The organism is Pseudoalteromonas sp. 20-MNA-CIBAN-0454 (assembly GCF_040308685.1).
In the GTDB taxonomy this organism is placed as follows: Bacteria; Pseudomonadota; Gammaproteobacteria; order Enterobacterales; family Alteromonadaceae; genus Pseudoalteromonas; species Pseudoalteromonas nigrifaciens.
In genome coordinates this window covers 136,779-160,257 of the sequence record NZ_JBEOOB010000003.1, presented here as the reverse complement: position 1 = coordinate 160,257, position 23,479 = coordinate 136,779, and the positions used below count along the sequence as shown (strand labels likewise).

The 23,479-nt window shown below is 38.1% G+C and carries 22 protein-coding genes; 13 read left to right on the top strand and 9 right to left on the bottom strand.

Features of this window, described 5'->3' with window-relative positions:
- Window positions 1-11: 11 nt before the first annotated feature.
- The 5 genes from AAEZ22_RS02600 to AAEZ22_RS02580 all read right to left on the bottom strand — a co-directional run bounded on the left by AAEZ22_RS02600 (window position 12) and on the right by AAEZ22_RS02580 (window position 6,626).
- Window positions 12-533, bottom strand: coding sequence for a DUF6436 domain-containing protein (locus tag AAEZ22_RS02600; RefSeq protein WP_011329908.1), 522 nt, complete (start codon window positions 531-533; stop codon window positions 12-14).
- Window positions 517-1,983, bottom strand: a complete 1,467-nt coding sequence (locus tag AAEZ22_RS02595) for a methyl-accepting chemotaxis protein (protein ID WP_089369183.1) — start codon at window positions 1,981-1,983, stop codon at window positions 517-519. Before AAEZ22_RS02595 ends, AAEZ22_RS02600 begins: the two co-directional genes overlap by 17 nt.
- A 217-nt stretch (window positions 1,984-2,200) precedes the next feature.
- The gene (locus AAEZ22_RS02590; protein ID WP_011329906.1) at window positions 2,201-2,755 is read right to left on the bottom strand and encodes an isochorismatase family protein; all 555 of its coding nucleotides are present in this window, start codon (window positions 2,753-2,755) and stop codon (window positions 2,201-2,203) included.
- A 97-nt stretch (window positions 2,756-2,852) separates the two neighbouring features.
- On the bottom strand, window positions 2,853-5,636 hold the full coding sequence (locus AAEZ22_RS02585; protein ID WP_089369182.1) for a response regulator: 2,784 nt from the start codon (window positions 5,634-5,636) through the stop codon (window positions 2,853-2,855).
- A gap of 99 nt (window positions 5,637-5,735) precedes the next feature.
- A complete protein-coding gene (locus tag AAEZ22_RS02580) occupies window positions 5,736-6,626 on the bottom strand; it encodes a cation diffusion facilitator family transporter (RefSeq protein WP_011329904.1) in 891 nt (296 codons plus the stop codon).
- A gap of 219 nt (window positions 6,627-6,845) precedes the next feature.
- Here AAEZ22_RS02580 and AAEZ22_RS02575 point away from each other — a divergent pair, with 219 nt between their 5' ends.
- Complete coding sequence (locus tag AAEZ22_RS02575; RefSeq protein WP_089369181.1) at window positions 6,846-8,285, top strand: sensor domain-containing diguanylate cyclase; 1,440 nt, start codon at window positions 6,846-6,848, stop codon at window positions 8,283-8,285.
- 227 nt (window positions 8,286-8,512) lie between these two features.
- Here the strand turns inward: AAEZ22_RS02575 and AAEZ22_RS02570 are convergent, their stop codons facing one another.
- A complete protein-coding gene (locus tag AAEZ22_RS02570) occupies window positions 8,513-9,550 on the bottom strand; it encodes an IS110 family RNA-guided transposase (protein WP_096317089.1) in 1,038 nt (345 codons plus the stop codon).
- A 441-nt stretch (window positions 9,551-9,991) separates the two neighbouring features.
- Between AAEZ22_RS02570 and AAEZ22_RS02565 the strand changes: the two genes are divergently transcribed.
- The 6 genes from AAEZ22_RS02565 to AAEZ22_RS02540 all read left to right on the top strand — a co-directional run bounded on the left by AAEZ22_RS02565 (window position 9,992) and on the right by AAEZ22_RS02540 (window position 13,922).
- A complete protein-coding gene (locus tag AAEZ22_RS02565) occupies window positions 9,992-10,945 on the top strand; it encodes an SPFH domain-containing protein (RefSeq protein ID WP_011329902.1) in 954 nt (317 codons plus the stop codon).
- Window positions 10,946-10,966: 21 nt separating this feature from the next.
- Window positions 10,967-11,419 (top strand): NfeD family protein, encoded by a 453-nt coding sequence (locus AAEZ22_RS02560; protein ID WP_011329901.1) that lies wholly within the window; start codon window positions 10,967-10,969, stop codon window positions 11,417-11,419.
- 171 nt (window positions 11,420-11,590) lie between these two features.
- Window positions 11,591-12,424, top strand: coding sequence for a patatin-like phospholipase family protein (locus tag AAEZ22_RS02555; RefSeq protein WP_179807811.1), 834 nt, complete (start codon window positions 11,591-11,593; stop codon window positions 12,422-12,424).
- 198 nt (window positions 12,425-12,622) lie between these two features.
- Complete coding sequence (locus AAEZ22_RS02550; RefSeq protein WP_011329899.1) at window positions 12,623-13,393, top strand: undecaprenyl-diphosphate phosphatase; 771 nt, start codon at window positions 12,623-12,625, stop codon at window positions 13,391-13,393.
- 22 nt (window positions 13,394-13,415) lie between these two features.
- Window positions 13,416-13,637 (top strand): hypothetical protein, encoded by a 222-nt coding sequence (locus AAEZ22_RS02545; RefSeq protein ID WP_011329898.1) that lies wholly within the window; start codon window positions 13,416-13,418, stop codon window positions 13,635-13,637.
- Between the two features lie 93 nt (window positions 13,638-13,730).
- Entirely contained in the window at window positions 13,731-13,922 is a 192-nt protein-coding gene (locus tag AAEZ22_RS02540; RefSeq protein ID WP_011329897.1) for a DUF3185 family protein, read from the top strand.
- Window positions 13,923-14,106: 184 nt separating this feature from the next.
- Here the strand turns inward: AAEZ22_RS02540 and ahpF are convergent, their stop codons facing one another.
- Window positions 14,107-15,678, bottom strand: a complete 1,572-nt coding sequence (gene ahpF / locus AAEZ22_RS02535) for an alkyl hydroperoxide reductase subunit F (protein ID WP_089369179.1) — start codon at window positions 15,676-15,678, stop codon at window positions 14,107-14,109.
- A gap of 150 nt (window positions 15,679-15,828) precedes the next feature.
- Window positions 15,829-16,398 carry an alkyl hydroperoxide reductase subunit C gene (gene ahpC / locus AAEZ22_RS02530; RefSeq protein ID WP_011329895.1) on the bottom strand — a complete coding sequence of 190 codons (570 nt, stop codon included), beginning with the start codon at window positions 16,396-16,398 and terminating at the stop codon, window positions 15,829-15,831.
- Between the two features lie 256 nt (window positions 16,399-16,654).
- On the opposite strand from ahpC, the gene AAEZ22_RS02525 reads away from it, so the two are divergent.
- The 3 genes from AAEZ22_RS02525 to AAEZ22_RS02515 all read left to right on the top strand — a co-directional run bounded on the left by AAEZ22_RS02525 (window position 16,655) and on the right by AAEZ22_RS02515 (window position 18,494).
- Complete coding sequence (locus tag AAEZ22_RS02525) at window positions 16,655-17,074, top strand: DUF3429 domain-containing protein (RefSeq protein WP_011329894.1); 420 nt, start codon at window positions 16,655-16,657, stop codon at window positions 17,072-17,074.
- A gap of 28 nt (window positions 17,075-17,102) precedes the next feature.
- The gene (locus AAEZ22_RS02520) at window positions 17,103-17,507 is read left to right on the top strand and encodes a hypothetical protein (protein ID WP_011329893.1); all 405 of its coding nucleotides are present in this window, start codon (window positions 17,103-17,105) and stop codon (window positions 17,505-17,507) included.
- Between the two features lie 183 nt (window positions 17,508-17,690).
- Window positions 17,691-18,494, top strand: a complete 804-nt coding sequence (locus AAEZ22_RS02515) for a class I SAM-dependent methyltransferase (protein WP_089369178.1) — start codon at window positions 17,691-17,693, stop codon at window positions 18,492-18,494.
- Between the two features lie 8 nt (window positions 18,495-18,502).
- On the opposite strand, the gene AAEZ22_RS02510 is transcribed toward AAEZ22_RS02515, so the two are convergent.
- On the bottom strand, window positions 18,503-20,104 hold the full coding sequence (locus AAEZ22_RS02510) for a GMC family oxidoreductase (RefSeq protein WP_089369177.1): 1,602 nt from the start codon (window positions 20,102-20,104) through the stop codon (window positions 18,503-18,505).
- A 104-nt stretch (window positions 20,105-20,208) separates the two neighbouring features.
- On the opposite strand from AAEZ22_RS02510, the gene AAEZ22_RS02505 reads away from it, so the two are divergent.
- The 3 genes from AAEZ22_RS02505 to AAEZ22_RS02495 all read left to right on the top strand — a co-directional run bounded on the left by AAEZ22_RS02505 (window position 20,209) and on the right by AAEZ22_RS02495 (window position 23,336).
- Window positions 20,209-21,207 carry an AraC family transcriptional regulator gene (locus AAEZ22_RS02505; protein ID WP_089369176.1) on the top strand — a complete coding sequence of 333 codons (999 nt, stop codon included), beginning with the start codon at window positions 20,209-20,211 and terminating at the stop codon, window positions 21,205-21,207.
- 323 nt (window positions 21,208-21,530) lie between these two features.
- On the top strand, window positions 21,531-21,854 hold the full coding sequence (locus tag AAEZ22_RS02500; protein WP_352296053.1) for a hypothetical protein: 324 nt from the start codon (window positions 21,531-21,533) through the stop codon (window positions 21,852-21,854).
- Between the two features lie 477 nt (window positions 21,855-22,331).
- Complete coding sequence (locus AAEZ22_RS02495; RefSeq protein ID WP_089369174.1) at window positions 22,332-23,336, top strand: Gfo/Idh/MocA family protein; 1,005 nt, start codon at window positions 22,332-22,334, stop codon at window positions 23,334-23,336.
- Window positions 23,337-23,479: the final 143 nt, after the last annotated feature.

Genomic DNA, 23,479 nt, shown 5'->3' with positions numbered 1-23,479 from the left:
AAAAGCTTTGCCTATGTACTCGTAACGCAATAGCAGCCTTTAGTGTCAGCAATTAATAACTGTGAATTAAACCCAGCTGTTAAGTTACTAATTACAGTTTCTACAAAACCGCTTCCTTGCGAGCACGCTAGTCCTTCGGATAGCGGCCCGGCATAAACAAAGTCCCCATTTTTATCAATAATTACAGCAGCAGGGGTTGCTGGAATGGCTTGCTTAAGTTGTTGTGTAAGTTGCAACTCTTGCACGGCAAGTCCTTTACTTTTTGCAAATGCTTGCAACGTCGTAATGTGCGCTTGTGCTTGCTTAGTACAACCGCAATTTTGCTCTGTAATAATAACAAGCGATGCCACGGTATTACTAACCACTAACTGTTGTTTAAATTGCTCAAACCAATTTTGTTGCTTTAGCATTTGCGATTCATCAAACGGCTTTAGTTGCCCAAGCTGAAAGTACACCAGCCCAGTCACAACCAGTATAAACCACGCGGCAACAACCCCTACAATAAAGTAATTCGACTTACTTAAATTTTGCAATACTTTGCTCTAATACATCAATACTTACGTCAATTAACTGTACTTTAGCTGTTAACTGCTTAACTATTTTTGTGTCTTGGTATTGGTTTTGGCGCATTTTGTCTGTGCTTAGTGCTATTTGCGCCGTATTACCCGCTTGCTCGGCAACTACTTGAGCCACTGAGCTAGTACTGCTTGATACCGCTTTAATTTGTTCACTCATAGATGAAATGTTTTCTTTCATCGTGGTGCTTATTTTTGTTAAGTCGACTACAAAATCAACACATTGGCTCATAGACTGAGTAGATGTGCGGCTATTGCTAACCAAGTCTTTTAAGGTAGCGGCTATTTTAGCCGTAGTTGCTTGGCTATTAGTAGCAAGTGAGCGCACTTCTGATGCGACAACAGCAAAGCCACGACCATGCTCTCCGGCTCTAGCGGCTTCAATTGCGGCATTTAAAGCCAGTAAGTTAGTTTGATCTGCTATTCCCGATATTTCATTAAGTAAACCCGATATTACGTCGCCTGCGCCAACAAGATGATTTATTTGCTCTTCCGTATGATTAAGTAGTGTTAATAGCTCTCTGCTTTTACTGTCTGTTTGTGACACTTCTTGCAAGGCATTGGTCGCAGCTTGAGTAATATTATCTACTTGGTGTTTTAATACTTCACTTTCTTGCTCAACAAGTTTAAAGCCATGAGCAACTTGCGCACCAGAACTTGCAATATCGTCGGTTTGTTGGGTGCGCTGATCTGCACCTTCGGTTAACTCGTCGTGCACTTGGATCAGCTCTTGTGAGCTTACCTTTAATGACTCTGATTGAGTTTTTACTTGTTTAATTACATCTGACAAATACTCTAATAAGGTATTAAAGCCGGCTACCGCTTGGCTTTTTTGATCATCAGCACGTAAAGAAAGTTTAATATGATTAGGGTCTTGCATTATTTGCTCTGTCGCTGAGCTTAACGATAGCCCAGCACTACGTTCGCGCTGCAATGTTTTAGCAATATAGCCTGCAACAAACACTTCAACAATGGCATAACCTGCGTGTATTAGCACTGTTGTAAAGGCAAGCCTATCTGGATCAAACACGTAAAAACCTGTGTTTTGAGTTTGTAGGTAATAAAACGATAAGTGATGTACAGCAACAAACACAATAGCAGTTATAAAAACACGCCATTGCACAAACATAATTAACACCGCCATTAAAATAAATATTTCAAAATGCACTTCAATCAAACCATAGGTTTGTTGAATATGTAAAAAAGAAAACATCATAATGGCTGCAGCGACAACGTGGGGCGTTAAAGCATTATTAGGTTGGGTTTTTAATAACCAAATTGGTAATAAGCAAAGCGGTAAGCCAACAATAAAGGCCTCGCTCAATGTGCCAAAATATAAACCAACTCCTATTGATTCTATAAATAAAAGGCTAAAAATAACCGTAAATAAACGCGCAACACTAGACATAGTAGCCTTAAATTAAGTTTTTTAATAAAATTAAGCGAGGTAATACGTATTAAAGTTTAAAAAAGTTCATCGGTTACCCCTAACAAGCAAAAAAATGCTGAAATATTACACTTAACTTAACAAAGTAGACGAGTTAATTACATTATTTAAATATATTGACCTAATTGAATTGTTATTTACCCAACAAGCTAATAAGTTTATGTACAAGCAAAGCCGGCTATTTAATAATAGGTAATATTTTTTTAAAGTTAGGTGTTGCTGCTTGCTTGGTCCATTGAAAAATAATGCTCTCGGTACTGGAAATGATCGCACCTGCTTGGCGTAGTTGCTCAGTAGCAATTATTTTGTGGTTGTCGTTACGTGAACCTATCGCATCAACTGCAATGATCACCTCATAGCCGTACTGCAATAAATCTAAGCATGTTTGCAACACACAAACATGCGCTTCGGTACCAATAACCACGACTTGCGGGCGAGTATACTTAGCGAGTTGCGCTAAAAACCCGGGCTCTGCACAGGCACTAAAGTGGGTTTTATGAAAATAATCTGCTTGTGGCAAAGCATCCTGTAAGGTTTGATTGGTTGCGCCCAAACCTTTTTTATATTGCTCTGTAATAAGGGTCGGTATTTTGTGCACTAAGCTGGCTTGCGATAACTGTAATGAGCACTTTAAAATAGCGCTAAAGTCAGCTATGGCTGGCTCAAGTTTCGTTTGTATATCAATAATTAATAACACACTGCGTAAAGCATCCACATTACTCATTTTGCTCATACTTCCTCCACTGTCCTGTTTAGTGTTAACTGCTTGTAACTAGCTCACTCTAATACGAACACCAAAACAAAGCTACTCTGCTCGCTGTTAGTATTGTTCAACTAGGCTTAAATAAGTTATTAATACACTGATACAACTCATTTTTATTGATGGGTTTGGCTATAAAGTCATTCATACCGGCGTTTAAGCATTTTTCTTTATCTTCGGCAAACGCATTGGCAGTAATAGCTAAAATTAATACGTTTTTACAATCATTTGGCATTTGGCGTATTTTTTGTGTGCATTGGTAGCCATCCATATTGGGCATTTGGCAATCCATTAAAATCAAATCTGCGGGGTAGCTTTCTAAGCAATGTAACGCTTCAAGTCCATCGTTTGCCGTTTTTATCTCGCATCCCGTTGCAATCATCATTTTGGTGATTACTATTTGATTAATTGGATTATCCTCTACGATTAAAATACGTTTTGCCGCTAAATCAGGAACAGAACTGTCGGCTATCTCCTTAACTGGAGCCTGGCTTAGAATGAGTGGGATTTTTATTTTAAAACAGCTTCCTACCCCTTCTTCACTGCGCAGGGTAAGCGAGCCGCCCATCAGCTCAATTAATCGTTTACTAATTGTTAGCCCAAGCCCAGTGCCGCCATATTTTCGGGTAGTGGAAACATCAGCTTGTGTAAATTCTATAAATAAATTTTGTTGTTGCAGCGCAGAAATACCAATACCAGTATCGGTAATTTTAATGAACAAACAATCATTCTCTACAAAGCAATCCATAGTAATTAAACCAGTGTCAGTAAATTTACCCGCATTACTGAGTATATTGTTGATAACTTGAGAAAAGCGTAGTGAGTCTAACGCTATAAATGGCGGTAATTCTGGAGCAATAGTTAGCTTAAATGTAACGTTAGCGCTTAATCCCGAGTTATCAAAAACAGTGGCTAATTGGCGTATTAGTTTTTTAATTTCAGTTGGTTGCACATCTAACTTTAACGCATTAGCTTCTATTTTAGAAAAGTCGAGTATCTCATTTAAAATAAGCAGTAAGTTATGGGCACTTTGTTGGATCATTTGCAGCTCATTTTGTTCATCGGCAGCAATTTTAGAATTTTTTATTAGCAACTGAGTCATGCCCAAAATACCATTAAGCGGAGTGCGAATTTCGTGGCTCATATTGGCCAAAAATAATGACTTAGTTTTATTTGCTTTATTAGCAACCCCTACAGCTTTAATTAGCTCTTCTGTTTTATCTTTAACTTGTTGCTCAAGCTTTAAATTAAAGTTTTTAAGCTGATTATTCAACGCTTCATTTTTACTGTTTGCGGTGCGTAACTTATTAAAGTTATTAGTCATCTTAAGGGCTAAACTTGCAAACTGTTGTTGTAACTTTTCAACCTCGTACCAGGTATTAGTATGCGAAACTAACCCTACTGTTTGTTCATCGGTTTCGAAGTTATCTATTTGCTCGGTTAACTTTATTATCGGCGTTACTAACCACTTACTTAGCTGCGTAATAAAAACACTGGTTAGTACAATTATAAATAAGATCAACACCAGAGATTGCCCCCACGCTTGGGCTGCAACATTATTGGCATACTTTTTATTCATTAATGTGAAAATACGCCAATGATTTAATGCCGATGTAGTGTCTTTTGAGTAATATTGCTGCGCGTTTGTTGCTGTAAATGCGCTTGTTTGTTTAAGACTTTGCAGCGCAACTACATCTTGTTTGCTAAGGGTTTGCATCTGCTTAAAGTCATTTAAGGTTGAAAATACAACCTGATTGCTTTTATCTAATATAATTAAGTCGGCTTGGCGCTTAAATAAGGTAGGTTGTAAATCACTAAAGTTTTCAAATAACAATGAGCCTTCTACTATCCCCTTAAATTGCTGGTTATTATAAACAGGGGCCGATATTGCCACTATTGATTGCTGTCCAAACCCTCTTCCTTTAAAAATACCAGAAATAAATCCATTTTGAGAATCAATTGCTTGGTAAAAATAATCGCGATCAGCAACATTAGCAACAGCCTTACCTTTTAACTGCTGTGTTTTTGACGTTGTGGGATAAAAGTAATTTACGTTGGCAAGTTCATCGGTACTTATAGCAGTTATAAACCCAGGATATAACTTCCCTAAAAGCTCAATAGCACTTTGTGGGCTATGCCCTACGCTAATATTTTGTGCGGTCAGTATTACTGCTTTGCGATGGTTTTCTAAATATAAATCTAGGCTTTGCGCTATTTGTTGGGACTTTTCGTTTAGTTGTGCGTTTATTTCGTATTCAACCCTAGAGTAATGGTTATTAATAAGCACAATTGAAGTAAGCACTACCACTAAAATAACGAGCAAAGTTACAATATAATTAAGGATTTTATACAAAGAACCATAATGGCGAGACCAAGAATGGCGATTAAAAAAGAAACTAAATAAATCAATTACGCATAAATAAATGGCGGCATTTAAACAATATTTAGCAAGCGCAGTAACCAAAGGTAAAAAGCTAATATTAAGAAAGTAATGCCCAAACCCCCACAGTAATGGCATTGCTACTACAAGCCAAAACAACATTCCTCTAAAAAATAAAGGCCTAGAATAGCGCAGACAAAAAAAGTACACCCATAGTATTTCTAAACCAAAAACGATTGAAGGCCAAGCATGCCCCCAACGATAAAATATGCCTAGGGTGCTTAAAGTAAACACAACTAACGAATAGCGCCAGCCAAATAATAATAAGCTTAAAAGAACAAAAAATTGCCCTAATAAAAACTCAGAACTATTAATAAATAAGATTGGTAGGGTATTTACAAAAGCAGCGGTAATACCAAATAAACACGACACAATAAAGTTAAAGTAGTGATGCTTACTTGCTAGTAAAGGCATAATTAGATTCCAATAAATTGCTGTTGATTCAATTTGTTCCTACAACAGCTATTATTTACATATAGCTTAAACTAAGCCATATGCTGCAATTTGCCAAGTTTAATTAACACTACTGCAACTACTTTCAATTTGTAACACACTATTTGTTACATTAAATTTTGAACGCAACAGGTTTTCGACCTTTAAGCGACATGCTTTATCGTGTTTTTCAATGGTGCAGTGTTTTTTTAGCACTATATGCGCACCCACTATTACCGTTTTATCTTTTCGTACTACAGTTACATTATGCACATTTTTTACATGCTGAATTGTGGTAATTGCTTGCTCAACTTTAGCTACTTTAGGGAGTTTATCTTTATTTATGTACAGCCCTTTAACGCAACTTATAATAACCTTAATACCGGTGAATAAAACGAATGAAGCAATTAACATGCTCGATAAAATATCGATAATATCCCAACCAGTCAGGTAAATTAACACTCCGGCTATAAAAGTAGAAATAGTAGATATAATGTCAAAAAACGAGTGTAAAAACACCGCATATACATTAATACTCGCTTTACGGCCTTTATATAACACCCAAGCAGCGGCACCATGAAACAAAAAACCAAGCGCGGCAATGGCCGACATTAAAAAGCTATTTATTTCAAGTTCGTTGCCTTCATGATGGTGCATAAAACGCTCGCCACCTTCATACAATATAACCAAGCTAATTGCTAAATATAAAAAGCCATTTATAAGGCCTCCTACTAACTCAGCACGCTGATAGCCATCGTTATAGGTTTTAGCAAAGTGAATCGCCAAGCTCGAGGCAATTAAAGCAATAAATAAAGAGCTGTTATGAACAAACAAGTGCCCTGCATCGGCTAATACTGCTAGTGAGTTGGCGTAATATGCGCCTATTAATTGAATAACCATAAAAGAGCAGGTGATCGCCAAAGCAATTAATAAACGGCGACGGGAAGCTTTATGTGTCGTTATTTCGGTCATGAAATACTTAAGTACCTATACTTAAAACAAAGTAAGCTTCGAAAAAGCTCAACGGGGAATACGTAATGATATACAGTATCAATTATAATACGTAAACCTAATAAACGCACTAAAAAATTGGGAAAATAGAAACTTCTGTACTAAAAGTATTTAAAAAGGTATAAAAATAACAATATATTATAAAAATAATAACGTTTAATGTTTAGCTTGGAGAAACAAGTGAGTGATGACTCAATACTAAAATTGTGGCAGGTTTTAAATAAACTCAGTTTAGCTATTTTATTATACGACAATAAAAATAATACTTATTGTGTTAATACTGCGGCGCAAATTTTATTTGATTTAAAGCATTGCGACAATTTAGATAGCACTGCATTTAATGCTGTCACCCTCCTGAGCGTGCATAATAATAAACATATTGCTATTGAGTCATTATTCGATTCAAAAACTAGCACTAATATACAGCTAAAAAAACAACAACAAAGCATACCGTTAAATATCGCCCTTACCCAATTATCTGATTCTGTTTCTATGTTGTGTTTAGAGCCTTTAAAAAGCGATGTAATTGAGCTCTATAATTTTGATCGAGTTATTTCTGAAATATCAACAGACTTAATCGACATACAAAATGATGATATAGATTTGCATATTAATTTTGCGTTAAAAGCCATTGGCACTGCATTTGCTGCCGATCGTAGTTATTTATTTGAATTTAATACCGACAACGAAACCATTACTAACACCCACGAATGGGTGAATGAAGGCATTGAAGCTTTCAAACAAAGATTACAAAATGTGCCAAAAACCGAGCTACCCTACTTTTTTGAAGTAATGAACGCTACGCATTTGTTTCAGGTAAACGATGTTTTAAAATTACCTCAAGCAGCAAACGCTGAAAAAGTTGAGTTTCAGATACAAAAAATACAATCTGTTTTATGCATAGGGCTCCTTTTTGATAAAGAGCTTATTGGTTTTATAGGCTGTGACTGTGTTAATTTTAAGCGCGCATGGACACACATTGATCTGATCAGAATAAAATTAGTGGGCGAAATAATTGCCAACGCATTAAAAAATATAGATTACAAAAAAAAGCTGCAACTAGCCCAGCAACAACTTATTACTGCTAATCAAAAATTAAGTTTATTAGTTAATACCGATGGTTTAACTAATATTGCCAATCGCCGCTGTTTTGATGAAACACTTAAAAGTGAAATACAACGTTGTGCTCGTAATAAGCATTCACTTAGCTTAATTATGTGCGATATAGACTTTTTTAAACGCTATAACGACAATTATGGCCACCAAAAAGGCGATGACGCACTTAAGCAAGTTGCTAAAACACTAAATAAACTTTGCAGGCGCGAAGGTGATTTAGCTGCGCGTTATGGTGGGGAGGAATTTGCAATTATTTTGCCTTCGCTTAACGCAGCAGAGTGCCATCAATTTGCATTATTATTACAACAAAAAATAGCGCTGCTAAACATAGTACATAGCGACTCTAGTGTTGCAAAAACACTCACACTTAGCGTGGGCTTTTATAGTACATATCCAACTAAAAACACCCGCCCCGAAACAATTATTAATAATGCTGATGCAGCCTTATATGAAGCTAAAGAAACGGGCCGTAATAAAATTTGTCAGTTTTTTGAAAGTAATTGAATATCACCTTACTAGGGTCTTATATGGACTCCCTATTAATGTCAAAAATAAAATTGAAATAAATTAGATGCTAGCTTATATACGGGCTCAAATTGAGGAGCTACCCCTGGCCTCAAATGTATTCGCACCTTCATGACTTTTCTGTTGAGCAGTTTTTCAAACTTCAGACCCTAACAGTCTATTGAAGGTCGGTCTTACCTATTTCAATCGATCTTTCTGACAAGTTTTTAAGCCACAAGTAATTGTGGCTGATAATCTTTGTTATGCTTTTGCATTGCAAAAGCCGTTCTGATTGTTTTATTTGCTAACGCTATTGCGGCTACTTTTTTGCCTCGACGTACACTTAATTCTTTTAACCATATATCTTTTTGGCTACGAACTTCTCTTTTTTCTAGTTGTGAAACAACAGCTAATGCGCCTTTATACAAAGCACTACGCAGCTTCTTATTTCCTATTACTTTAGATATCGAGCCTATCTTTTGTTTTCCCCCGCTACTATGCTGTACTGGTGTTAGACCAAAGCAGGCCGCAGCTTCTCGACCATTTTTAAAATGGGTTGTATTACCTAGTGCTATTTTAATCAGTATTGCACAGACCGGTCCCACGCCTTCTAATGCTTGCAAGCGTATACAGGTTTGATCTTCTTTAATTACTTCATGCAATTGCTTTTCAATCAGCTTCACCTCTTCGACCGCCTCAGTAAAACGCTGATAAACTCGGTTAATTGTGAAGCGAAAAGCGCCTGTTAGGCTGTTTTCAGCATCTTCTAATATCTCAGGTATCGCTTGGGTCAACTTCGTATCCCCTTGAGCAATTGGATAACCAAACTCTAACAATAAAGCTCTTAGTTGATTACCTAAGCTGACTTTTTGTTTGACTAATAAATCACGCATACATTCAATGCCTTGTAAGCATTGCTCTTGCACTGAAAGTAAACGACTTCCTTTTATATGAGGCTGTCTCGCTGCAACTGAAATAGCCAGCGCATCATTTGCATCGGTTTTCTGCCCTTGACGAAACGCTTTTACCTGTCGCGCGTTGATCGCTTTGATCTGGTGCCCTGCCTGTTTAGCAAATTGCGCCCAATAATGCGTTCCACCACATGATTCCATAGCAACTAAAGATTGCTGTTCTTTAATTAATAACTCTTTAAGCTTGGCTCTGCTTATTGTTTTGTTATAAATAACTTTGCCATTGCTTTGCGTTTTGCAAACTTGAAATAAATTTTTTGCTAAATCAATCGCTATCACATTACAATTCAACATGTATGGGCTCCTTAGTAAAAGTTTGAACACTTATTACGTTACTTCTGATGGAAGTGGGAGTCCATACATCTGTTGACCCTTGCGGATTAAAATTTGTTCAAACTAGGGGCGATTTAATCACGGCGCGAGGTTTGTAACCTAGTGGGCTAAGTGAAAACCGAGTAACAAAGAGTCAATCGCCCCTAGGCAGAACCCTTCGGGCAGCGCATGTTTGGCATTGATGCTACGTTATCGCCTATTTATGGGGAATAACCACACCACATAGGCTCTGCCTTGCCTAAATACCAAACACACTGCTGTAAATTTAACCTTGAAAGATCAACAGACCCTGACTATTTTATAGTGAAACCACATCAGTAATGTTACTCTAGCAACGTTGAAATTATAAACAACACTAACAATTCAACTTGTTAACTCTTTATTATTAGAAGGAATATTTACATGGACCCGATTGCACAAGTGCTCAATACAATATTTACCGTTGAAGCATTTTTACTCATTTTTGTTTTAGTACTGCTAAAAAGTAGTGTCAAATTTGTACCACAAAACCGCGCTTGGTTAATAGAACGCTTTGGTAAGTATCAATCAACTAAAGAAGCAGGTCTAAACTTTATCATCCCATTTATTGATCGTATTGCTGCAGATCGCAGTTTAAAAGAACAAGCACAAGACGTGCCTTCACAGTCGGCAATCACTAAAGATAATATTTCGCTTACTGTAGATGGTGTTTTGTATTTCCGTGTGCTTGACCCATATAAAGCAACCTACGGCGTTGATGATTACATATTTGCTGTAACTCAGCTTTCGCAAACAACCATGCGTTCTGAGCTTGGTAAAATGGAATTAGATAAAACTTTTGAAGAGCGTGACGTACTGAACACTAATATTGTAACTTCTATCAACCAAGCGGCAGAGCCTTGGGGCATTCAAGTATTACGTTACGAAATAAAAGATATTGTGCCACCACAATCTGTAATGGAAGCGATGGAAGCACAGATGAAAGCAGAGCGAGTTAAACGCGCACAAATACTTGAATCTGAAGGTGACCGTCAAGCCAATATCAATGTGGCCGAAGGGCGTAAACAAGCACAGGTATTAGGTGCTGAAGGTGAAAAGGCAGAACAAATTTTACGCGCAGAAGGTGAAGCAAAAGCAATTATTGCAGTTGCCGAAGCACAAGCCGAAGCCCTGCGTAAAGTGGGTGAAGCTGCCGATACAGAGCAAGGTCAAAAAGCAATTCAGCTTGATTTAGCAACTAAAGCAATAGCTGCAAAAGAAGCCATTGCCAGAGAGTCATCAATTGTATTGCTTCCTGATAATGCCACCGATGCAAGCTCAATGGTTGCACAAGGTATGGCCATTATTAATAGCTTAAATAAAAAGCATCAAGGCTAATAACTAAATAAAGGAGTCGGTATGGAATTTATTACCCAAAATTTACCACAAACCTTAATGGTACTTGGGGTTCTTGCGCTGATCATAGAAGTAGCCGTATTGGGGCTCTCTACCTTTATATTGTTATTTTTTGGCTTATCGTTATTTATAACCGGGCTGCTCATGAGTATGGGAATATTAGCCGACTCTATGACCACTGCGCTTTGGAGTAATACTCTAATAACAGCTGCAATTTCTATATTGCTTTGGAAGCCCCTAAAGCGGATGCAAAATAATGTTGAGCGTAAACCAGTTAATAGCGACTTTGCAGAGCTGACTTTTGTACTTAACCAAGATGTGACTATTGAAGGGTTAAGTACTCATCAGTATTCTGGCATTAGCTGGCAACTTAAAAGCAAACAGCCCATTAGCGCCGGTACGCAAGTTAAAGTAACTAAAAAAGAAGTTGGTGTAATGTGGGTTCAAAGCATTTAAAAACCTACAGCAATTATATTTTTCTAAACAGTTAAAATAACAATAAACGGGCAATTAAACACTGCCCATTTATTTTGTTGAGTATTTATAATAAATAATCGCCTACCTCCTCCCTCGCACTTTGCTAACTAAGTTGATAGCATTAAAAAATGATGTAAGGAATATATCGTTATGACAAATCAACATAAACACACTTTGGTTGTTGAAGGGGGTGCAATGCGCGGTATTTTTGCAGCCGGTGTACTTGATGAGTTTTTAAAACAAAACTATCAACCATTTGCACGTTATTTTGGCGTATCTGCAGGGGCTACAAATGTAGCCGCCTATTTATGCAAGCAACCAATGCGCAATTACAAAGTGATCACCGACTATTCATGTCGTCCTGAGTTTATTAATCTTGCGCGCTTTATAAAGGGTGGCCATTTATTTGATTTAGACTGGCTATGGCAAGAAACCATTCGTGAAATACGGCTAAACACCGAAGTGTTTGCGCAAAACCCGGCAGACTTTTATATTGTTACTACGGCTATCGAATCGGGTAAAGCCCATTACTTAAAAGCCACCAGCACCGATATGGTCGAGCAATTAAAAGCGTCTTGTGCTATTCCTATTGCGTATCGCGACTATCCAATAATTAATAATATAGCCATGACCGATGGCGGCGTAGCCGACTCTATTCCCGTTATAAAAGCGTATGAAATGGGTGCACGTGAAATAACCGTTATTTTATCTCAGCCTTTGGGTTATCGTAAAAGGCCAAGTAAAGCACCATGGTTAACTAAACAAATATATAAAAACTACCCGGCACTTATTAACACAACCCTCACCAGAGCCGATGTTTATAACCACAGTATTGATTTTATTAATAACCCACCCGCTGATTGCCGGGTAAATATTATAGCGCCACCAGTTAATTTTAAAGTGGGCCGTACCACTAAAAAGCTTGCAACCCTTAACACTGGCTACCAAATGGGTGTAGACGCCGCAAAAGCATTTTTAGCTTAATTCAAAACTAACTTTGTATTATTTAAAATTACTGCCCTTTATTTTAAATAAACATTAAAACACTTTAGATATTGTTAATAAGCTCTTATCCTATGGCGGAATTTTGATAAGTGAGTTATGTATTGTTTCTCATGAAATATTATGAGCATTAGCAACTCCCATTGTATTTTTTATTAAGTATTTAGGAACACATTGAACGTGGACATTTTTAACGCAATTATTTTAGGTATTATTGAAGGTATTACTGAGTTTTTACCTATTTCGTCAACCGGGCATATTATTGTAGCAGCGCAATGGTTGGGTATAGAAGCAACGGCTACTAATCAAGCATTCGGCGTAATTATTCAATTAGCCGCCATTTTAGCGGTACTAGCCAACTATAAAGATAAGTTCACTCCAAAACATCTTAACTTATGGATAAAAGTAGCCATCGCATTTATTCCGTTAGGCATTATTGCTTTCATTTTTAGTGACGTAATAAAAGCACTATTTAACGTACCTGTTGTGGGAGTAATGTTTATTGTTGGTGGGGTGATTTTTTTACTGCTAGAGCGCAATTATAAAGAACAAAACTGCACCACTACCGATGTTACTCAAGTGACTTATAAGCAAGCAATATGGATTGGTATAGCCCAAGTATTTGCACTTATTCCTGGTACAAGCCGTGCGGGTAGCTCTATTGTAGGTGCTATGTTGTGTGGCTTAAACCGCAAAGCCAGTGCTGAATTTTCATTTTTACTTGGTTTACCTGTACTTGCTGCAGCGTCTGGGTATGATTTGCTAAAGCATTATGACTTATTTACTTTTGACGATTTAACCGCCCTTGCTGTAGGCTTTGTTACCTCTTTTATAGTGGCCTATTTTACAATTAAATTATTTATCCGCTTTTTAGAAAACTTTACTTTTGTAAGTTTTGGTATTTACCGCATTGTATTTGGTGTTATTTTATTAACCATAGCTTACGTTTAAAACATATTTAAGAGAGAAAATAATGAACGAAAAAATAAATCAAGAAGCACTCCACGCACTTAAAATAGCATTTACCTACATGCCTAAAGCAATCGAGGTGACTAAATACGAGTACGGCGAGCGTTATCAAACCGTACTTGATCATATTGAAGCCGTGCGCGAAACACTTCTCATAAACGATGTAGATCCTGAGGAAGTAGGCGGCGATATAAATCCAGAGTACACACCAAATTCAACCTATTAAATAATCATAAATTGCGTTAGCTTATTTACTATTATTTAACTAGTATATTTACTAAGTATTTTTAACTAACACTCTAAAAAGTAAGGATCTATTATGAATAACAAAGTGATTGGTATTGTGCTTATTATTATTGGCGTTGCGTTGGCTATTTGGGGGTATGATGTTTATGAAGCAGCTGGCTCACAAGTTAGCCGCGCGCTAAGTGGCGACACGCCAATAGAAGCATGGGCCGGTATGATCGGTGGAGCTGTGTGTATAATAGTCGGCATTACCAGGGTTAAGTAACATACAGCTTATAAACGCTGCATGTTAAAAAACAAAAATAATCAGTGTTTATTTAACCCCTAAATTAAATATAAAAAAAGCCGCCTTTGGAGAAGGGCGGCTTGGGTGAACAAACAGCTATGGGTGTATTTTTGCTGTTATATCAAGAGACGTTTTTTAACTAACCTGATGCAGATTAACTAAATTAAGCTTGCTCTGTTTCATCGCTGTGGCGAATTAAGTAATCAAACGCACCTAAACTGGCTGTTGCACCACTGCCCATAGCAATTATTATTTGCTTAAATGGCGTATTGGTTGCATCCCCCGCACCATAAACGCCTGGGAGTGATGTTGCGCCTTTGGCATCAATTAAAATCTCACCAAATTTGCTCAGTTCAAGCTCGCTGTCTTTTAGCCATTCTGTATTTGGTATTAAACCAATTTGTACAAATATGCCCGCAAGAGTGAGTTGCTTACTGTCGCCACTTACGCGGTCGGTGTAAGTTAAACCGGTTACTTTTTTGCCATCGCCGAGTACTTCGGTTGTTTGTGCACTTTTAATAATAGTAATATTAGCCATACTGCTAGCTTTGCGAATAAGTACTTCGTCGGCACGTAATGTATCGGCAAATTCAAGTACCGTTACATGCTCTACAATATTGGCTAAATCAATCGCGGCTTCTATACCTGAATTACCGCCACCAATTACCGCAACTGGTTTGCCTTTAAATAAGGGCCCATCGCAATGTGGGCAATATGCCACACCGTGGCCACGATATTGTTGCTCGCCAGTCACGTTCATTTCGCGCCAGCGTGCACCTGTTGCCAGTACCAGCGACTTAGCACTCAGTACCGCGCCGTTTTCTAGAGTAATTTCGTAACCATTATTATTGCGACTAAGCCTAGCTGCGCGTTGATTATGCATTACATCTACATCGTATTCTTTTACGTGCTCTTCTAGTTGCGCTACCAGTTTTGGCCCTTCGGTGGCTTTAATCGAAATAAAGTTTTCGATTGCTAAAGTATCGGCTACTTGTCCGCCAAACCTATCTGCAACAATACCGGTGTTTAACCCTTTTCGTGCTGAGTAAATAGCAGCCGATGCACCCGCAGGCCCACCACCAATAACTAACACGTCAAACTTTTCTTTTTTACTTAACGACTCAGCTTGGCGCATTGCACCTTTGCTATCTACTTTATTGAGTATGTCGGTTAGGCTTAGTGCACCTTGGCTAAATGGTTCGCCATTTAAATAAACAGCCGGTACAGCTAAAATGTTGCGCTCTTCTACTTCGCCTTGAAATAACGCGCCATCTATCATGGTGGCTTTAATTTTATTATTCGTTGCTGCCATTGTATTTAAAGCCTGCACTACTTGTGGGCAGGTTTGACAACTTAAGCTTATATACACTTCAAAATTAAGCGCTTGGTCGAGCGACTTTATTTGTTCAATGTCCTCGGCTTTTGCTTTACTGGCATGTCCGCCAGTGTGCAATAGCGCTAACACTAAACTAGTGAATTCGTGGCCCATAGGTACACCCGCAAACGTAATATGGGTGTTTTTAATAGGTGAATGTACAACCATTGACGGACGACGCGCGCTTGTGTCTGGGTTGTTTATTACCGTAAATTTATCGCTTAGTGAGGCTAAATCATTTGCTAAGCTTGCTACTTCTGTTGATTTTTTGCTGTCGTCCAAGGCGATAAGCAGCTCAACAGGTTGAGTAAGCGATTCAAAATGGCTTTTTAATTGATTTTTTATGTTGTTATCTAACATGGCTTAACCCTTTTAGAAAATTTAAACAGCAAGCCTCCCATGCCAAATAATGCATGTGCTTAAACAAGTATATTGATATAGGAGGCACCAACAAACGGATGTTCGTTGATTTAAGGGCAGTTACCTGCCCTTACTTGGTAAATCGAGTACTTAGATTTTACCAACTAGGTCTAGTGAAGGTGCAAGTGTGTCTTCACCTGGCTGCCAAGATGCAGGGCAAACTTCACCGTCGTGCGTTGCAATGTATTGTGCAGCTTGTACTTTACGAACAAGTTCTTTAGCGCTACGGCCAATACCTAAATCGTGAGTTTCGATAATTTTAATTTCGCCTTCTGGGTTCATTACAAATGTTCCGCGAAGTGCTAAGCCTTCTTCTTCGATCATTACGCCAAAGCTACGTGTAATACGCCCTGTTGGGTCGCCAATCATAGGGTAAGTAATTTTACCTATTGTGTCTGACGTGTCGTGCCATGCTTTGTGAGTAAAATGAGTATCGGTAGATACTGAATAAACTTCTACGCCCATTTCTTGTAATTGTGCGTAATAATCTGCCATGTCGCCAAGTTCAGTTGGACATACAAAAGTGAAATCAGCTGGGTAAAAGAAGAAAATAGACCATTTACCAAGTACGTCTTTTTCAGATAATTCTACAAAGTCGCCGTTGTGGTAAGCGGTTGCATTGAATGGTTGTAATTTTGTGTTGATTAATGAAGTGCTCATGGTATTTCCTCATTTATGTTTAATGTATTTAAAAAGTAATCAACGCTATCGTTTTAAACGACCTTCTGCGTTGGCTTGATTAATACTATAAGGCTAATGAAGATTTAAATAAAATTGATTGTTTAGATTGATTCAATCAGTTTTTAAGATGGTGGCTTGGCAAATTACTTTTATACGCAATTTTTTAAGGTAGCTATTAGTAATACTGTTACAATAGCCGCGCTAAATACTCACCATATAAACGAGGCGTGCTGTTATGGAAAAATTTATTAACCACATACAACTAGGCTACTTGGGCTTACTCCCATTTTTAGGCTGTGTTGGTTGGCCACTAATGTTTGGCAGTAACAGTGTAAACTTAGAGTTTTTTACTTTTTACAGCATTGCTATTTTAGCCTTTATGGCGGGTAACTTATGGCGCGCTGGTGAGCAAAGTTACAGTAATGCTATAAAAGCAGTTATTGTAGTTATACCTGTACCGTTTTTATCATTTTTACCAGTTGAATGGGCGCTTGCATGGTTAGCGGTAAGCTTTTGGTTGGTGCTTATTTTTGAAAAAGCCTCACCGCAATGGCAAAGCTACCATAAAGATTATCAAAAAATGCGTTTTGTACTTACCTCTGTGGTGTTTGTATGCCATATATTTACTATTGGTATGAGCATTTACCCTAACTAATTTAAACTATTGCGCTTAAGGGCACACCATGATTGACCAATTGCGCCAGCAACTTAATACGCTTGGCGAAAACTACGTAGAAAAAAAAGCGGTATTTAAAATTAAAGTTATTCCATTTTTTTGTGCCATTAGTATAAAAAAAGATCATAAAAGTGAAGGCCGTCTGAGCTTTTATTCTAATCAACTCATTGAAATACTTATGGTGGTATTATTTGTTTTGTTTGGCTTATCTATTTACGACATAGACGCTGGCTTTACCCATGGCCCTATTCATATTATGTTCGCAATTTTAATTACCTTTAACCTTATACTTAAGCAAGTGGCCATTGAAGGGTTAAAAACACGTTTAGCCATGCTGCGTTTATATGAGCAACAAGCGCTAAATAATAACGCCGACGTTATCATTGCAAATAGCGATAAAAATACTAAATAACCTGATCTCAAGCAGCTATTTTCAGCGCTAACTGCGTTGAATTTTCTTGCAATAGGCCAGCTATTGACGCGTAAATTCGCCTTGTTTTCACTGAAAACCTCTGGCTAGAGAAAATAAAATTAAATATAAATATGATTCAATACGTTAGTAAATCTCTTAACCAGAGTCCAGATTAAATAACTTATGTACCTAAATCCCAAATGGAAAATACTCACTGTGGGCGATGGCGATTTATCGTTTTCTAACGCGCTGCATCAACACCTAAAGCCGAGTTTGTTGGTTGCCTCTACGTTTGATGACGCAGCAACTATTGAGTATAAATACCAAGACAATGCACTAAGCACTTTAAAAGCCAATAAAGTAACCGTACTTAATAGCTTTGATGTTACAAAACCCCATTGCTGGCAAAACCTAAACGTTAACTTACATAGCTTTGATGTGGTTATTTTTCAATTTCCGCTTGTTCCTGCCTTTGTGGGCCGCGAAGCGTTTGAAAACAATACTCAACAAACCAGTATGAACGTATTTAATCGTGCTTTACTGCACCAATTTATAAAATACGCTAACGAGTATGCACTTAACCCCAATGGCCCAATGCTGTGCTATATCACTTCAAAAGACGTAAAGCCTTATCGGGAGTGGAATATAGAAGGCAGTTTAAATGCACATTTAAACGCTGAGTATTTAGGGCAAATGCCGTTTGATATTAGCCGCTTTGCTGGTTATAAAATTCGCAATGTTGACCGTGATAAACACGTAAAAGACACCAGCGGTATTACCTATGTATTTAGCCCAAAACAGCATAGCGAGTTAAGCTGTCATCTTACTTTGCCGCATTATTTAACCCCAAATCACTGCCCACTTTGTCGTGTTGGCCCTTATATGGCAACCGAGGACGAAAACAAACACTTAAATGCCAAAAAGCATCAGCAAATGCTGCGCCTAGAACACGACTGGCAACAATGGCTTAATGCCTTTTATGCTTAACGCTTAATTTAAGGATTAGCCTGCTTAATTAAATCGGCCGCTTTTTCAGCAATAGCAATAACCGCAGCATTGGTGTTACCGGTTATTATGCTGGGCATAATTGAGGCGTCTACTACACGTAGCCCTTGTATAGCGTAAACTCGCAGCTCATTGTCAACCACTGCAAGTGGATCATTACCCATTTTACAGGTGCCTACTGGATGGTATTCGGTATCGGCCGTTTGACGAATAAATTCAATCAATTGCTCATCGTTATTTATATCAAGCGGGTAAACCATGTCACCACGAATGGCATCAAATGCACTGCTTTGCATTATTTGTAGTGTTTTTTTAAGGCCCTGTAACATCACTTTTATATCGTCGGGATGGCTTAAATAATTAGGATCGATTAGCGGCGCGCTGCGCGGATCACTATCGGCTAACTTAACAGCACCGCGGCTTTTAGGGCGCATAATACTACTATGAATACTGTAACCATGGCCGGTGTGTAATTTTCGGCTGTGATCATCCACTAAACCCAGCACAAACTCTAGCTGTACGTCTGGCGCAGGGGAGTCATCAAATAACTTAATAAATGCATGCGACTCTGCAAAGTTAGTAGTTAAGCACCCTTGGCGCTTACTAAACCAATCTATACAGCCTTTTAACACCCTAGCAGCCCCTAGGATACTCAAGCCAAACGTGCCTTTACTGGTTTTTGCTCTATACAAAGGCACCACTGTAAGGTGGTCGTGTAAGTTAGCCCCCACCCCTTCTAATGGTACTATCACCTTAATATTATGTGCGTGTAAATGGTTGCTGGGGCCAACTCCTGAAAGCATTAATAGTTGCGGCGAATTAATTGCCCCGGCACTGAGGATCACTTCGTTATTGGCGTATAAATTAACCACCTGTTTATTACGTTCAATTTGTACACCTTGCGCCATATTATTGTTTATTATTACTTTATTTACATGGCTATTGGTTAATACGGTTAAGTTTGCACGTTTTAAATGAGGAGTTAAGTACGCTTTAGCTGCGCTGCAACGCTCTCCATTATGTTGCGTAACCTGTGAAAGCCTAGCACCTTGCTGCTCGGTTGCATTTATATCGTTATTTAAACTCACCCCTTGCTCAACGCAGGCATTTAAAAAACATTGATTTACTGGGCTTGGCTCATTCAATTCTTGTACGTGAAGTGGCCCTTGTGTGCCATGTAACTCACTATTGGTAAATGTTTTATTGTTTTCGGCTTTTATAAAGTAGGGTAATAAACTGTCATAATCCCAGCCACTATTGCCATTGGCCGCCCACTGATCGTAATCGTATTTATTGCCTCTAATATACACCATGGCATTAATAGAGCTTGAGCCACCCAATACCTTACCTCGTGGCATAAAACCACAGCGATTATTCAGCTCTTTTTGCGCTACTGTATTGTAATGCCAGCTATTAATACCATAAGGCACACTTGCAGCAACCCCTGCAGGCATTTGTACAAAAGCAGTATTATCGCTAGAGCCTGCTTCAATTAAGCACACACTTACATTGGCATTTTCTGATAGCCGCGAGGCAATAACACACCCTGCACTGCCCGCGCCTACTACAATGTAGTCAAATGTTGTATTCATAGCATGCCTTTTATAATTTTCACAAATTGCCCATAACCATAATATTGCATAGATAAAAACATAAAAACTTGATATTTTTAGACACTCAACAGCAAAGGTTAACTATGAGCAGCTTAATAAGAGCCACGTCTTTACAAGGTATTGATACGCTAATTTTAGAATTTGGCGCAAATGTAACTGCCATTATGCAAGCGTGTAATATTAACGTTGATTTTACTCAGCTCGAAAACCAATATGTAAGCTATCGTTGCTATGCAGCATTATTAGAATACTGCGCACAACAATTTAATTGCCCCAGCTTTGGCTTAAAGCTCGCCAGCCGACAAAGTTTTGATATTTTGGGTTATATTTCTATTGCCGCTAAAAGCGGTACCTATTTAAGTGATGCACTCGATTGGGTGGTTAAATACTTACATTTGCACAGCCCTGCTCTTCGGCTTACGGCTCATCCATTAGAGGACGATAAAAGCTTATTTTTATCGTTCGAAATTAACCTCAACCCGCTACCTAACATTAACCAAGCTACCGAACTAACGATTGGCTTAGCAATGGGAGCGATTAAAAAGCTTAGTAATAACCAATGCAAACCTATCACGGTTTTTTTACCACAAAAGCTCACCACCAGTAAGTATGCTTATAACAGCTATTTTGACTGTAAAGTAATAGAGCACCGTAACAGCGCGGGTATTGTGATTGCGAAACAAGACTTAAGCATAGCACTTGAACAAGGGGAGCTGACAAACGTAGAGGCTGCACGAAACTTTTTAGCTAAAAATAGTCAATACAACAGCCCATTACCCATTCAAGTAAGCGCGTTAATGCGCCCCATGCTGCCTATTTATCAGTGCTCTAATCACACGATTGCTGCGGCGCTTAATATGCATCCACGTACTTTGCATCGCAAACTAGCTAAGCATAATACCAGCTTTGTAAAACTCAAAGATACCACGCGCCGTGCACTTGCACAGCACTACCTAACACAAGGGCAACTTACTATATCAACCATATCAGAATTATTGGGTTATCAAGAGCAAGCCACATTAAGCACCAGTGTTAAACGCTGGTTTGGCTGTTCTCCTCGCGTAATGCGCAGTAAAAAATGATCTGCTAATTCATTTTAGTTTCCCTTTATTTTCTCTATCCCTAATCTAATTTATTAGCACTAATTACAGATGATTTTATTTGTTTAAAAGCACTCTGAATTAACTTCTTCTAAGTTCAGTTTTTATCTATAAAAACAATTAGTTATTGATATTTATTATATTGCATTTATAATACAGATATTGTTATGCTATGGATGGCTAAAGCAGTAACTTATCAATACTCCTATCATATGCTGTCCATACATCAATACAGCCTCTAATATCAACATTCATCCTAATGTCGATTTAGTAGTATATTATCCATAATGTCATAAAGGACGACTATGAAACTTTATAAGTTCCCCTTAGCTGCAGGGCTTTTGTTTTCAGCACTTGCAAATGCTGGAGATCTACCATCTCCAATTAAAAATGTAGATGTTTATCATACTGACTCTAACTATCTCTCAATTCAAAATCTATCTATTGATACTGTTAAAATTGATATTTATGGTGAAATATTTACAGTGCTTCCAGCTTCTGGTGTTTCGTTTGAGTGTAACTCTTATTACAGCTCGGAATTATTATTTAAAAATAATGTTCATGATTTTTTTGAAGTTCCTTGTCAAAGCCGTGTCGTAATTAACGAACGTTACCAAAACAAATACTAACGGAGTATCAAAGTGAAAAAGTATATATTATTAGCACTTACATTAACTCTTGTTGGTTGTGGCTCAAATTCAGATGGGTCAAGTAAGTCAACTTACTCTTCTTGTAAGATAACTCAATCCAACGCAATACTTGCCTCAAATAGAGATAATGACTTAAAGCAATGCTGGAACGCCTCTGGTAACGGTTATGAAAGCCAAGGTGATGCACTACAATGGTGCGAAAAGACAGTGAATAACTACCTTTCTAATAAGTATCTAGTTACTCATAGTGTTACTTACGCTGTTGAATCAACATACTGTCCTAAATAGTTTGATTAGTTAAAAGGTTTTACCTACCTACTTTAATATGATGGTTTAACCTTTTTATTACTTTTTCCCCCTGTGGTTTTATACTTACTTTCTCTCCTCGCGATATGCACACTAAAAAATGATAAGCTTTACTTTTCCTCTACTTTTTATTGTTTTTTAGGAATATCCATGAATTTTGTTATTGTCGGTACTAATTTTATTAGCGATACCTTATTAAAAGCAGCCAACACCTTAATCGATTTTAATTTATATGGTGTGTGCTCGCGCGCAACAACGAGCGGCGAAGCCTTTTTAGCTAAACACCCAAAAAATACTCAAGCAAAAATATTTACCTCAATAGAGCAAGTTTGCCAAGACGAGCACGTAGATGCCGTTTATATTGCCGCACCAAATAGCTTACATCAGTTATATGCAGTGCAATGCTTAGCAGCAGGTAAACATGTACTGGGAGAAAAACCAGCAGCGGCCAATAGTGCCGAACTAGCCGCTATTATAGCAACCGCTAAAAAGCATCAATGCTTATACATGGAAGCCATGATGACCACGCATTTACCCAACTTTGCACTGTTGCAACAGGCCATGCTAAAAATTGGTACGCCGCGTAAGTTTATTGGACAATATAGTCAATATTCGTCGCGCTACGATAAATATAAAAATGGCGAGCGCCCAAATACCTTTTTACCTCAGTTTGCTAATGGTGCTTTGGTTGATTTAGGCATTTATCCGCTGTATTTATTAATAGCACTGTGGGGCGCACCAAATAGTGTACACGCAAGTGGTGTACTCCTTGATACAGGTGTAGATGGCGCAGGCGATGTACTCTTAAATTATCACGATAAACAAGCGGTGATCAGCTACTCAAAAATATCGCAAGGCGATAATATTACCGAAATACAAGGCGAACTTGGCCGCATTCGGATTGAAGCAGTGTCGCAACTTAAAAAAGTAGAGTTTATTGCTAACAACGGTGAACGTGAACTACTTTCGCAGCCTTTTGACGAGCATTTTATGAAATATGAAGTTGATCATTTTATGCAAATGGTGACACAAAAAGCGCCGCAATCGGATATTAATACACACCAGCTTAGTGTTGAAGTAATGCATGTACTTGATACCGCTCGCGCGCAATTAGGTGTTGTATACCCAAACGATAAAGCGTTTGAGACAAATTAAACCTTTGCTATAGTGCCTATTAGCCGCTTTATAATATGAGTGTTAGTTTAATAGCTAACGCTCATACGTTTTTAACTACTTTTTAGCTTGTGAAGCAACGAGCTTAACAGTCGCAACAACATATGTTTTCTTTAACAATAACA